This window comes from Pseudomonas bohemica (assembly GCF_002934685.1).
Taxonomy (GTDB): Bacteria; Pseudomonadota; Gammaproteobacteria; order Pseudomonadales; family Pseudomonadaceae; genus Aquipseudomonas; species Aquipseudomonas bohemica.
The window spans coordinates 1-11,668 of record NZ_NKHL01000116.1; the positions used below are offsets into that span (position 1 = coordinate 1).

An 11,668-nucleotide genomic window follows, 5' to 3' on the forward strand; every position below is an offset into this window, starting at 1 on the left:
GTTCGTAACGCTTTGCCATGCGGGCCTCCAGCCAATCATGGCGGCAATCTACCCGCACCGACTTTTCGTACAAAACCTAGATAATCAAGGGACCTTGACTGAAATACTCTCTGTCGATAAGCGTCATCATCAATGATGATAACGAGGGCCAGGCTTATTGTGTTGATTCCAGTAAGAGAGTGTTGTCTGTTTTCTCTGTATTTCAGCGCAAACGACATTGAAGTGCCGGATTCGTGATTTATTTGTAGAGGCATCCGGAATAAACCCCGAGCGGGCGCGTCTTGCCTATGTACTGCACGGGACGCGAATGCGTTCACACCTTCTCCCAGCTCGAGATCATCGCTCATGTATACCCGCAAAATTCGCTCCGCACTCGTCGGCGCCGCGCTCGCCCTTGGCACTGTCGGCATCGCTCATGCCGCCCCGGCGGCCTCTGTTCACAACATCGTCCTGGTTCACGGCGCTTTCGTTAATGGCGCGGGTTGGAAGCCGGTCTACGACATTCTGGTCAAGGACGGCTACCACGTGTCTGTGGCCGCGCACCCGTTGACCTCCTTCAACGACGACGTAACCGCGGTCAAACGCATTCTGGCGATGCAGGACGGGCCGACCATTCTGGTAGGGCATAGCTACGGTGGTGCGGTGATTTCCAATGCTGGCGAGGACACCCATGTCGCGGGGCTGGTGTACATCGCCGCCCACGCTCTGGATGTGGGTGAGACCGAAGCGGCCAATGGCAAGCTTTATCCGAACGCCACCAAAGCGATAAAGAAGACCGACGATGGCTTCCTGTACCTGGATCCCGCGTTCTATCCGGCGGATTTCGCCGCAGACCTGCCCAAGGCTCAAGCTGAATTCGAGGCCAACGCGCAAGCCCTGACCTCGGCCGCGGTGTTCACCACTCCAGCGACCGTGGCTGCGTGGAAGACCAAGCCAAGTTGGTATGCAGTGGCCAAGTCTGATCGAATCATCAACCCGGATCTGGAGCGCATGTACGCCAAGCGCGCCAAGGCCCACACCATCGAGATCGACGGCGCGAGTCACGCGGTTTATGAGTCGCATCCCAAAGAAGTCGCCGCCCTGATCGAGCAGGCTGCGCAGCACGCGCTGGACGGCCAGTAATCCGACACCTGTTCGGACATTGCACGGGCTGACTGGCGCAACAAACCCGTAGGAGCAGGGCTTGCCGTCGGTGGCGTTTGCAGGATCGCCACCGGCGCACAGCCACGTCGCTGCGGCCGCCAGGTTGAAGTTGAATTCCCGGGGTCTGGCTCGCATTCCTTCATGGAATCCATGCTATGAAAAACATGAATTTTATTTATGGAGATCAACGCTCTACCGTGTGCGGATAAGCCACAAACACGGAATCAAGATGACCGTCCTGCAGACTTCCGCCGCCGTTGAGGAACACTGGAAACGCAACCTCACGGTCTGCGTTTTCGGTGCGTTCACCACCATCGTCGCCATGACCTTGCTGCTGCCGTTCCTGCCGCTGTACGTCGAGCACCTGGGTGTCACGGACCAAGCGGCCATCGTGCAGTGGTCCGGCGTAGCGTTCGGCGCGACCTTTCTCTCGGCGGCATTCACCGCACCGTTGTGGGGGCGGCTTGGGGATCGTTACGGGCGCAAGCTGATGCTGATCCGCGCAAGCCTCGGCATGGCGATTGCGATGTCGCTGATCGGCCTGGCGCAGGACATCTACCAACTGGTGGGCCTGCGGCTGTTGGCCGGGTTGCTCGGCGGTTATGCCTCCGGCGCGACGATTCTGGTCGCAACCCAGACGCCTAAAGAGCGTTCCGGCTGGGCGCTGGGCATGCTGTCCTCGGGCATCATGGCCGGGAACCTCACGGGGCCGTTGATCGGTGGGCTATTGCCACCGCTGATAGGCATCCGCAATACGTTCTTTCTGGCGGGTGGGGTTATCTTCCTGACCTTTCTTGCGACGTTGTTCCTGATGAAGGAAGCGCCGCGCCCCAAGCGCGCGGCAGGAGACTCCAGGCCCGTGGCGGTGCGACCATGGGACGTGATCCCGGACAAGAAACCGGTGATCACCATGTTCGTGGTGGCCTGTCTGGTGATGTTCTCGATCATGTCCATCGAGCCGATCATCACGGTTTACCTGACTCAGCTGCACACCGCCAACGTGACGATGATGGCCGGTCTGGTCATGTCGGCCACCGCTTTGGCGAGCGTGCTGTCGGCGTCGCGCATCGGCAAGCTGGCGGACCGCATCGGGCACTGGAAAGTGGTGATGGGCTGTCTCACCGCTGCGGCCATCACGCTGGTTCCTCAAGCCTTCGTGACCAACGAATGGCAATTGGTGGCGCTGCGGTTTCTGATGGGCATCGCCCTGGGCGGCCTGTTGCCGTGCATCGCGGCGATCATCCGCCATTCGGTGCCGGACATCGTCGCTGGGCGCATGTTGGGCTATTCGACCTCCAGCCAATACGTCGGGCAAGTGCTTGGGCCTTTGACCGGGGGCTATCTGGGTGGGCATTTCGGCATGCCCGTCGTGTTCATCGCCACCTGCGTATTGATGGCAGCGTGCGCCCTGGTGATGTTGGTCATGCGCCCACTCAAGCGCTGAGAGGCTCGGCAAAACGGCGTTTCGATGAATTTATGCCCGTCGGCATCGCGGCTTTGACAAAACCATGACATGGCATCCGGATAATCGGCCTCGGCGGCGCACAGCCCCTTGACCCGAGTATCGTTACCCACGGAACCCCATGGATATCAAACACAGCCTGAAGCAACGGATTGTGATTGTCTTCGCCTTGATGAGCACCCTGGTCGCCGGTGTATTTGCGGTCGGCATCATCGCCACCGTGCACCTGGTCGAGACTCGACTCACCATTATCAGCCTGGGCGGCAACCTGCATCGACAACTCACCCAGGACCGCATCGAAGACTGGCGCCATCGTCCGGAGAAGGATGAGCTGTTCTATGCCGATGACGGCACTGGCGATGTGGCGATGGCCGAGGACTTGAAAAATCTGAAACCGGGTTTTCAGGAGTTCTTCCGCGGTAAGAGAGCCTACTACGCGATGGTCGAGACGGTCGGAGATCGTCGTTACGTGCTGCTGCGCGATCAGCGCAAATTCGAGAAGCGCGAGCGCATTCTGTTCGGCGTGGTGCTGATCGGGTTCATCTTGAGTGTGCTGCTGGCCATTCTGCTGGGCCGGCTGTTGGCGTCCCGGGTCATGGCCCCGGTCTCGCGGCTGGCGGGACAGGTCCGCCATCGCGACCAGTTGCTTGAGCTGGCGCCAGTGCTGGCCAATGATTACGCGCAAGACGAGGTGGGCGCTTTGGCGCGTTCGTTCGACGAGACCCTCGGCCGCCTGCGTGCGGCATTGGGTCGCGAGAAGCTGTTTACCAGTGACGTCAGCCACGAATTGCGCACGCCGTTGATGGTCTTGGCGACCTCCTGCGAGCTGCTGCTGGAATATCCGCGTCTGGACGACCGCTCGCGCACGCAGGTGCAGCGCATCAGCAAGGCAACGGCAGGCATGAATCAGCTGGTCGAAACGTTTCTGTTGCTGGCGCGGACCGAGGGCAAGAATGCTCCTTCGGGTCAACGCGCCAGCCTTCTGCAAATCGCCGAGGAGCTGATCGAGATCTGGCGTCCGGCAATCGAAGAGAAAGGTCTGACCTTCATCTTCGAGTCCTGCGCAGACGCCGAAGGCCTGTACAACACGGCCTTGCTGCGCTCGGTCATGGGGAATCTGCTGCGCAATGCCTGGCACTACACCGACCAGGGTTTCATCCGCCTGGCCCTCAACCGCCATGGTTTCAGCGTCGAGGACACCGGCATCGGCATCCCGCTGGAGAAGCAGCAGGCGATGTTCCAGCCGTTCGTGCGCGGCGATGAACAACGCGGGGAAGGATTGGGGCTGGGGCTGTCCTTGGTCCAGCGCATCTGTGGCAACCAGCAATGGACCGTGACGCTGAGCAGCCGGGAGCCGGCCGGTTGCTGTTTTACCGTCGTGCTTGAGGCGCCGGGACAGCTGTCGGTTTGAAGGTCGTCACTGAAGGTTCGAGTCGGCCTTTGGCTACCAGATGTCCGACTCAGTACCGTTGCCTGGAAGATCGCTGGCAAGCCGAGCTCCTGCGCGCTACGGCCGGAGGTCGACGCCATGCGCCGCGGGATTCGTATCGCTGCCCGGCGGCGACGGCAATCTTGCGGGCACATCACCCTGTAGCGGCCGAACACCGACCAGGCGTCGTACGGCCGCCTCCGCAGGCCGGCGGATCAATCAGCAACGACGGCAATCACATCGATCTCCATCAACCATTGCGGCTGCCCCAACGCCGCCACCACCAATCCCGTGGAAATCGGAAATACGCCTTTGAGCCATTTTCCGACCTCGCGATAAACCTCTTCGCGATAGCGCGGGTCGATCAGGTAAATCGTGATCTTGACGATGTCCTGCAGCTGGCTTCCAGCTTCCTCGAGCAGCTGCTTGACGTTTTTCATGGCCTGTTCCGCCTGGGCGCGGGCATCGCCGAGGCCTACCAGATTGCCGTCGAAATCCGTGCCCAGCTGGCCGCGCACGTACACGGTGTTGCCGGCGCGAACGGCTTGGCAGAGGTCGTTGTCCAGCGACTGGTTGGGGTAGGTGTCCTTGGTATTGAACATGCGGATGCGGGTATGAGTCGGCATTTTTCTGACCTGAATATCTGAGGAAGACGAGCGCCATCCGTGGCGGAGTTCGGGAACAGGAGAGGGCGTTTACAGCGGCGGTGCGTCGAAGTAATCGGCACGTACTGCGGCACCGATCAGGTTGACGATCAGCCGTCCGGCAGTGATGCAACTGAGGTTGTTGACGTCGATGGCCGGGGTGATTTCGACGATGTCCATGCCGACCACCTTGCCCTTTTTCACCAGGCCGTGGATCAGTTGGCGAATCTGCACATAGGTGATGCCACCCAACGCCGGACCCGCCACGCCAGGCATGATCGAAGGATCGAGGCCGTCAGCGTCGATGGTCAGGTAGAAGTTGCCGCCGTCGGGGATCTTGTCGAGCACCGAAGACATGCCGTTCTCGTGCACGTCATAAGCGGTGATCAGGTGCGCGCCGTAATCCACCGCGGCCTGGAAATCCGCAGGCCGTCCGCTGCCCTGGGCGCGCAGGCCGATCTGGAAAATCTCGCCGATGTGTTCCATTTCCGATGCACGGCGGATAGGGCTGGACAGACCGTCACGAACGCCGTTGATTTCGTCGCGCCAGTCCAGGTGCGCATCGATATGGATCAGGGTGATCGGGCCGCGACCTTCGTAGGCGCGCAGCACCGGGATCGGAATGCTGTGATCGCCGCCCAGGATCACCGGCAGCGCACCGGCATCGAGGATCTTGCGCACCGCCTGTTCGGCTCGCAGGCTAGTGCTGTTCAGGTCGGTGGGGTCGGCGGGCACGTTGCCGCAGTCGACCACTTTCAACGCGCGGTTATCGTAGATCGGTCCGCCCACGTCGAAGTCGTAATGGTGCAGGGCGCGGCATATCCGGTCGCTCATGGCGCGGATGGCGTCCGGCGCCTTGCTCTGGTCGTTGCTGATGTGCTCGGCGACGTAGGCCTTGCCGAACGGGATGCCGAGGATGGCGACGTGTGCGTCGAGCTGATCGAGGTCGGTGCAGATGGGCGACCACAGAAAGCTCTGATGCTTTTTCGAGGGAGCAACGGTCAACGGGAAATCCATGGGTGTCTCCTGAGTGAGTAAGGTCCGCGGGCAGCGGTCAGTGATCCAGAGAAAGAAAGCGCCGCAGCTCGATGGTCTGCGGGTTATCGAAAAGTGCTTGAGGTGGACCGGATTCGTGGACCTGGCCCTGATGCATGAAGATCACCCGATCGCTGACGCGCCTGGCGAACGCCATCTCATGGGTGACCATGATCAACGTCATGCCCTCGGCAGCCAGGCCCTCGACCACCTGCAGCACTTCGCCTACCAGTTCGGGGTCCAGCGCCGAAGTGATCTCGTCGCAGAGCAGCACTTGCGGGTTCATCGCCAGCGAGCGAGCAATCGCCACACGCTGTTGCTGGCCGCCGGAAAGCTGATCGGGGTAGTAGTCAAAGCGCTCCGCCAGGCCAACTCGGGCCAGCAGCTTGCGCGCGTGACGTTCGGCATCGGCGCCCGAGGTTTTCTGCACCAACCGGGGCGCGAGCATGACGTTCTGTCCGGCCGTGAGATGGGGGAACAGATTGAAGCCCTGAAAGATCATGCCGACGTTCTGTCGCAGCTCGCGCAGGGCCTGGCGATTGTCCGGGCGGATCGGTTGGCCATCGACACTGACCGACCCTTCCTGCAACGGCTCCAGGCCGTTGAGGCAACGCAGCAGGGTGCTCTTGCCTGAACCGCTCTTGCCGATGATGCATACCACTTCCTTGCGCGCGATCTGCAGGTCCACACCCTTGAGCACTTCGTTGTCGCCGAAGCGCTTGCGCAGGCCGCGAATGTCGACCAGCGCGAAGGCCGCCGGAATATCGTTGTGAGGTGATGGAGTCATGTGGCGAGCCCCTTATCGGCGAAGTTTGTGTTCAAGGCGACGGCTGTACAGCGACAGCGGAAAGCACAGGGCGAAATACATCAGCGCCACCGAGCCGTAGATGAAGAACGGCTGGAACGTCGCGTTGGTGATGATTTGCCCGGCGCGGGTCATTTCGACGAAGCCGATGACTGAGGTCAGTGCGGTGGCCTTGACCACCTGCACCATGAAGCCCACGGTCGGGGCAATTGCGGCGCGTAGCGCCTGCGGCAGGATGACGTGGCGCAGCTGCTCGCCGAAACTCAGGGCCAGGCTGCTGGCTGCTTCCCATTGGCCGCGGTCGATGGACTCGACGCTGCCGCGCCAGATTTCGCTGAGGTAGGCGCTGGCGTAAAGGGTCAGGCAAATCGACGCGGCCACCAGCGCGGTCGTCTCGATGCCGAACATCGACAGGCCGAAATACACCAGAAACAGCTGCAGCAGCAGAGGCGTACCCTGGAACAGCTGCACATAGAGCATGATCAGACGCCGCAGGGTGCGCGTGCCGGTCAGGCGCAATACCACCAGCCCGCCGCCTACCAGCCCGCCGCCAATGAAGGCGATCAACGACAGGCCGACGGTCCAGCGCGCCGCCAGCAGCAGGTTGCGCGCGATGTCCCACAAGGTGAACTCGTACATGGCTGGACCTCAGCGACCGAAGATGAAATGCGGGCCGACCCAGTTCAGCAGGCGGCGCAGGGCGATGGAGAGCAGCAGGTACAACGCCGCGACGACGATGTAAGTCTCGAAGTTGCGAAACGAATTGCTGGCGATCTGATTGGCCGCGTAGGACAGCTCTTCGGCCGAGATCTGACTGCACACCGCCGAGCCGAGCATGATGATGACCATCTGCCCGACCAGTGCCGGCCACACGCGTTTGAGGGCGGGAGGCAGAATCACCCGGGTGAAAATCTGCCAGCGATCCAGGGCTAGGCTCTCTGCGGCTTCGATCTGCCCATTGGGCGTGGCCTCGATGCCGGAGCGGGCGATCTCGCTGACGTAGGCGCCGAGGTTGACCACGTTGGCCAGAATCGCGGCGGTCAACGCGGTCATCTTCAGCCCCAGACCCGGCAGGCCGAAAAAGATAAAGAACAGCTGGATGATGAACGGGGTGTTGCGGATCAACTCCACGTAGGCACCGATCAGCCAGCGCGCCCACCGCGGGCCTTTGCTGCGAATGACGCCGCAGGCAATCCCCAGCACAGTGCCGAAAACCGCCGCCAGCAGGGTGAGAAATACCGTCAGCAGCAGGCCGTCGAGCAGCAGCGGCCATTGCTTGAGTGCCACGGAAAAATCGAGGGTCATGATTCAATCGTTTCCACTGTGAGCGCTTCGGGTGCGAGCAGTCGCCGCACCTCGGGAAGTTGTTCCAGACGCAGGAGGTCATCGAAAAGCCGCTGCGCACGGATGTCGCCCAACGCATCACCGCTGCAATGCATGAACTTGTCGTGCAGCTGTTCGGCTGACAGCGGGCGTGAAGCAGCGCCCAGCGGCATGGCGCAGAAGCGCTCGACGCTGCTGCCATCGTGGCGCAAGACCCTGACCCAGGCGCCCTCGGGGGCGGTGTCGAGCAGGGCCGATTGCCAACGCTCGCTGCTGCCCATGCGGACCCGCCCCATGAGTTGCCGCAGGTCGGGGCGGGCAAGCACGCCAGGGTCGAGTGAGGCGAGGGTGATGTCGCCCAGCAATGCGGTACAGGCCAGGGCGAACGGCATGCTGAATTGCGCCTGCTGACGGGTGATGGGTGCGTCGTGGATCAGGTTCTGGATCACGATCGGTGGCACGTCGCAGATGATCTTGCCGATGTCGGAAACCCTGATCTCGCCTGGTTCCAGCATCTCGCGCAGGGCATCGATGGCTGCATGGGAGGACAGGCAGACCGGCACGCGCTTGATGTCCACGCCCGGCTCGATCAGGCTCCAGACGCTGCCAAGCTTGGGCAGCGGCATGAGCAGGCCGTCGTTGAACATTGCCGCCAGACCCTTCTCATGCTCGACCACCGCCAATGGACCGCTGCTACCGTGGCTGGCCAACAACGCGGCGACCACGCCGGCCTCGCTGCTACGCCCGGCCAGGAGCATCTTGGCGTCGCTGCCGAAGCCGGCCTTCATGCCGCCGGTTCCCGTGATGGCGATGGCCAGCGCGGCAGCGGTCTGGTCTGCGTTCAGGCCCAGCGCATGACTGGCCGCTGCGCAGGCGCCGACGACGCCGAGTACCCCGGTGGTCCACCAGCCGCGGTCGTAGATCTGTCGGCTCAGCGCCTTGGCCAGCGCGTACTCGCATTCGGCGCCGGCGACGAACGCCGCGAGCAACTGCGCGCCGCTGAGATCGCGCATCTGCGCCACCGCCAGCGCGGCGGGCATGATCAGCGCCGAGCCGTGGACGAATCCGGGATAGCAGTTGTCGTCAAAATCCAGCGCATGGGCTGCGGTGGCATTGACGAAGGCCGCGGCTGGCGCCGCCAGAGAATCGCGTTGACCGAACACCGCCGAATGGCCCTTCGCAGCACACAGACCTGCGACGGTCCGCGCCTGCTCAGCCACTGCGCTGCGACTGCCGGCCAGCGCTACGCCCAAGGTGTCGATCAGGCAACGTCTGGCAGCGGCCCGTACCGCTGGCGGGATGTCCGCCAGCTGCAAGGCCGAACTCCAGCGCGCCAGAGTGACCAATGAGGGAGTGAAGTCGCTCATGGTTACTCTGGAAGCTCGCCAGCCGGGGCGCCCAGCCATTTCTGCGAGATCGCATCCAGCGTGCCGTCAGCCTTGGCCTGACGAATGATCTCGTTGACCTTGTTGCGCAACTCAGGCTCGTCCTTGTTCATGCCGATGTAGTTGGGCGCGTTGGACAGCACGACCTTGAGCGTGATGTCCATGTTCGGATTCTTCTGTTTGAGAGCGGCTGCCACGGTCGTGCCGATGGCGACCATCTGCGTTTGTCCGGACAGGAAGGCCGAAATACTGCTGTTGTTGTCTTCGAAGCGTTTGGTGATTGCCTCGGGTGCCATGTCGGTCAGTTCGCGATCCTGCATCGAGCCGCGGGTCACGGAAACGGTTTTGCCCGCCATGTCGGCCATCGACTTGACTGGCAGCTCCGACTTGCCGAACACCGCATCGAAGAACGGCGAGTAGGCGATGCTGTAGTCGATGACCTTCTCGCGCTCAGGGGTTTTGCCCAGCGACGAAATGGTGAAGTCCGCCTTGCCGGACTGGATGTAGGCCACACGGTTGGGCGCGGTCACCGGCACCAGTTGCAGCTTCACGCCCAGCTGTTTGGCCATCAGATTGGCGACATCGATGTCCAGCCCTTGGGGCACCATGTCCGGCCCGACATAGCCGTAGGGCGGGTAATCCACGGGCACGGCGACGCGCAGCTCCTTGCTTTTGAGGATGTGGTCCAGCGCCTCACCAGCCTGGGTCAAGGTGGAGCAGAACAGGGCGCTGAGCCCTGCGAACAGGCTCGCGGTGAGAAGGGATTTGCTCAGTGGCATGCACAGTCTGGCTTTCATCAGGACGCTCCGGTAGATGAGGGTTCGAAACAGATCAAAAACGGGCAGGGACTGAAAAAAGCTCAGCCCAGGTCCCACCACTCGCCGAGGGCAAGCAGTTTTTCTTCGGTGAGGGTGACCGAGGCTTCTACGTCCCTGGTTGAGGCGGCCGACATCAACGCCACCAGCATCTCGCTGACCAGCATGGCCGGGACGATGGTGTCGTAGAACGACGGGGTCTGGTTTTTCACGATGATGCTTTCTGCTGCGAGCCGCGCGGTGGGCGAGGTCAGGCTGTCGGTGATGGTGATGATGCGCACACCCTGCTGATGCAGATAGTTGGTCAGGGTGATCAGCCGGCGCGAATAACGCGGCAGGCTGCACACCAGCGCGACATCCTTGGGGGTGGTCTGGTTGATGATCGACATGACACCGCTTTCGCCAGCGCCTTCGACCAGCCTGACGTTCTTCGCGAAGTAGGACGCCACGTGGGAGAACTGGAAGGCCACGCCGAACGATGAGCGCATGCCCAGGCAGTAGACCTGTCGCGCGCCGGCGAGCAGGGCGACGGCGCGGGAGATGGCGCGCAGGTTGTCGTTGCTGCACATCGACTGGATCTGCTCGATGGCGTTGTTGGCCATGTCCTGAATCACCCGCTGCTCGCCCACCCGCTGCTTGAGCTCCACCAGATCGTGAGCGCGAGAGCCGTAAGCGCTGTTCTGGCCGCGCAGGGAGTCGATGAACAGCTCACGCAACTGGTCGTAGCCGGTCATGCCCATGCGCTTGGCCAGACGGGTCATGGTCGAGGGCGGCACATTGGCCAGCCGGGCAATGTCGCGCATCGACATCACGGCAATTTCGTGGGGGTTGTCCAGAATGAAACTGGCAGCTGCGCGCTCCTGCCGAGGAAAGCTCTCGAACTGTTGTTTGAGCTGGGTGCATAGCAGATCGCGGTCCATCCGGCGTATCACCTGAAAGCGGAAGTTGCAGGTGAAATTGCAACGCTTGTGCCAAAAAATTTCGAAATGATTCAACTGATTCATTTCATGGGCGTGGTCATTCGCCGCACGAGGGAACAGGCGGCGAACGGACGCGGCGATTTCGATTGGAATGATTCAAAAATTGTCGGAAATGATTCAGCTGTGACGACAACGGATACCTCAGTTGCCTGTGTGGTCGCTGAAATGCGCGGGCAAGACGTGCATCAAGTGGGTGCGCCGCACCCGGTCGGTGCGAGATCCGTCCTTTGCGGAGGTTTGAGCATGGCTTTCCTTTTGTCGCGCTTTATAAACAGAAAGCGGGGCACCGCTGGCCATCGAGCTTGCGGTGTTGAACGAGGGGCTGACTGTTTTGAACAGTGCCTGGCGGAGCTTGACTGCGCGAACGGCTGATTCAAAAAACGCACGTCCCTCGCTCGGCGCACTCAAACCACTGCATTCACCACACAGAGCCAGTAGCCATGAGCAGCAAAACTCCTGCGGTCGTTCCGGATCGCGCCAACCACCTGGATGACACCCCCGAGTACCCGCTTTCAGCGCCGATCAAACCGGACGACCCGGAACGTCGCAGCGAGCAATCGAAAGCCGAGACCGAGGGCTGCGTCGAAGAGCAGACGGACGCCGGGCAAGCGCCAAAACCCTGAAGCCGATTCAGGCTTACACCGCAA

13 protein-coding genes are annotated in these 11,668 nt (G+C 61.8%); 5 read left to right on the forward strand and 8 right to left on the reverse strand.

Annotated elements, in window-relative coordinates:
* The first annotated feature begins 345 nt into the window (after positions 1 to 345).
* The 3 genes from CE491_RS20775 to CE491_RS20785 all read left to right on the forward strand — a co-directional run bounded on the left by CE491_RS20775 (position 346) and on the right by CE491_RS20785 (position 4,016).
* Positions 346 to 1,122: an alpha/beta hydrolase gene (locus CE491_RS20775; protein WP_110950220.1), complete on the forward strand. Its 777-nt coding sequence runs from the start codon at positions 346 to 348 to the stop codon at positions 1,120 to 1,122.
* A gap of 250 nt (positions 1,123 to 1,372) precedes the next feature.
* A complete protein-coding gene (locus CE491_RS20780; RefSeq protein WP_110950221.1) occupies positions 1,373 to 2,587 on the forward strand; it encodes an MFS transporter in 1,215 nt (404 codons plus the stop codon).
* A gap of 139 nt (positions 2,588 to 2,726) precedes the next feature.
* The gene (locus tag CE491_RS20785) at positions 2,727 to 4,016 is read left to right on the forward strand and encodes a sensor histidine kinase (protein WP_110950222.1); all 1,290 of its coding nucleotides are present in this window, start codon (positions 2,727 to 2,729) and stop codon (positions 4,014 to 4,016) included.
* A 233-nt stretch (positions 4,017 to 4,249) separates the two neighbouring features.
* On the opposite strand, the gene CE491_RS20790 is transcribed toward CE491_RS20785, so the two are convergent.
* The 8 genes from CE491_RS20790 to CE491_RS20825 all read right to left on the reverse strand — a co-directional run bounded on the left by CE491_RS20790 (position 4,250) and on the right by CE491_RS20825 (position 10,961).
* On the reverse strand, positions 4,250 to 4,660 hold the full coding sequence (locus tag CE491_RS20790; protein ID WP_110950223.1) for a RidA family protein: 411 nt from the start codon (positions 4,658 to 4,660) through the stop codon (positions 4,250 to 4,252).
* A 69-nt stretch (positions 4,661 to 4,729) separates the two neighbouring features.
* Entirely contained in the window at positions 4,730 to 5,695 is a 966-nt protein-coding gene (locus CE491_RS20795) for an agmatinase (RefSeq protein WP_110950224.1), read from the reverse strand.
* Positions 5,696 to 5,732: 37 nt separating this feature from the next.
* Entirely contained in the window at positions 5,733 to 6,500 is a 768-nt protein-coding gene (locus CE491_RS20800; RefSeq protein WP_110950225.1) for an amino acid ABC transporter ATP-binding protein, read from the reverse strand.
* 12 nt (positions 6,501 to 6,512) lie between these two features.
* On the reverse strand, positions 6,513 to 7,157 hold the full coding sequence (locus CE491_RS20805; RefSeq protein WP_110950226.1) for an amino acid ABC transporter permease: 645 nt from the start codon (positions 7,155 to 7,157) through the stop codon (positions 6,513 to 6,515).
* 9 nt (positions 7,158 to 7,166) lie between these two features.
* Positions 7,167 to 7,823: an amino acid ABC transporter permease gene (locus tag CE491_RS20810; protein ID WP_110950227.1), complete on the reverse strand. Its 657-nt coding sequence runs from the start codon at positions 7,821 to 7,823 to the stop codon at positions 7,167 to 7,169.
* Positions 7,820 to 9,208 (reverse strand): MmgE/PrpD family protein, encoded by a 1,389-nt coding sequence (locus CE491_RS20815; protein WP_110950228.1) that lies wholly within the window; start codon positions 9,206 to 9,208, stop codon positions 7,820 to 7,822. Before CE491_RS20815 ends, CE491_RS20810 begins: the two co-directional genes overlap by 4 nt.
* A 2-nt stretch (positions 9,209 to 9,210) precedes the next feature.
* A complete protein-coding gene (locus CE491_RS20820) occupies positions 9,211 to 10,005 on the reverse strand; it encodes a transporter substrate-binding domain-containing protein (protein WP_199885205.1) in 795 nt (264 codons plus the stop codon).
* An 80-nt stretch (positions 10,006 to 10,085) separates the two neighbouring features.
* Entirely contained in the window at positions 10,086 to 10,961 is an 876-nt protein-coding gene (locus CE491_RS20825) for a MurR/RpiR family transcriptional regulator (RefSeq protein WP_110950403.1), read from the reverse strand.
* Between the two features lie 66 nt (positions 10,962 to 11,027).
* On the opposite strand from CE491_RS20825, the gene CE491_RS30360 reads away from it, so the two are divergent.
* On the forward strand, positions 11,028 to 11,393 hold the full coding sequence (locus CE491_RS30360; RefSeq protein ID WP_199885197.1) for a hypothetical protein: 366 nt from the start codon (positions 11,028 to 11,030) through the stop codon (positions 11,391 to 11,393).
* Positions 11,394 to 11,461: 68 nt separating this feature from the next.
* A complete protein-coding gene (locus CE491_RS20830) occupies positions 11,462 to 11,644 on the forward strand; it encodes a hypothetical protein (protein ID WP_110950230.1) in 183 nt (60 codons plus the stop codon).
* Positions 11,645 to 11,668 lie beyond the last annotated feature (24 nt).

Excerpts from the sequence above, each read along its gene's own strand:
- CE491_RS20830 (WP_110950230.1), top strand. The coding sequence starts at position 11,462 with ATGAGCAGCAAAACTCCTGCGGTCGTTCCGGATCGCGCCAACCACCTG.
- CE491_RS20820 (WP_199885205.1), bottom strand. The coding sequence starts at position 10,005 with ATGCCACTGAGCAAATCCCTTCTCACCGCGAGCCTGTTCGCAGGGCTC.
- CE491_RS20810 (WP_110950227.1), bottom strand. The coding sequence starts at position 7,823 with ATGACCCTCGATTTTTCCGTGGCACTCAAGCAATGGCCGCTGCTGCTC.
- CE491_RS30360 (WP_199885197.1), top strand. The coding sequence starts at position 11,028 with ATGATTCAACTGATTCATTTCATGGGCGTGGTCATTCGCCGCACGAGG.
- CE491_RS20795 (WP_110950224.1), bottom strand. The coding sequence starts at position 5,695 with ATGGATTTCCCGTTGACCGTTGCTCCCTCGAAAAAGCATCAGAGCTTT.
- CE491_RS20780 (WP_110950221.1), top strand. The coding sequence starts at position 1,373 with ATGACCGTCCTGCAGACTTCCGCCGCCGTTGAGGAACACTGGAAACGC.
- CE491_RS20775 (WP_110950220.1), top strand. The coding sequence starts at position 346 with ATGTATACCCGCAAAATTCGCTCCGCACTCGTCGGCGCCGCGCTCGCC.
- CE491_RS20785 (WP_110950222.1), top strand. The coding sequence starts at position 2,727 with ATGGATATCAAACACAGCCTGAAGCAACGGATTGTGATTGTCTTCGCC.
- CE491_RS20805 (WP_110950226.1), bottom strand. The coding sequence starts at position 7,157 with ATGTACGAGTTCACCTTGTGGGACATCGCGCGCAACCTGCTGCTGGCG.
- CE491_RS20790 (WP_110950223.1), bottom strand. The coding sequence starts at position 4,660 with ATGCCGACTCATACCCGCATCCGCATGTTCAATACCAAGGACACCTAC.
- CE491_RS20800 (WP_110950225.1), bottom strand. The coding sequence starts at position 6,500 with ATGACTCCATCACCTCACAACGATATTCCGGCGGCCTTCGCGCTGGTC.
- CE491_RS20825 (WP_110950403.1), bottom strand. The coding sequence starts at position 10,961 with ATGGACCGCGATCTGCTATGCACCCAGCTCAAACAACAGTTCGAGAGC.
- CE491_RS20815 (WP_110950228.1), bottom strand. The coding sequence starts at position 9,208 with ATGAGCGACTTCACTCCCTCATTGGTCACTCTGGCGCGCTGGAGTTCG.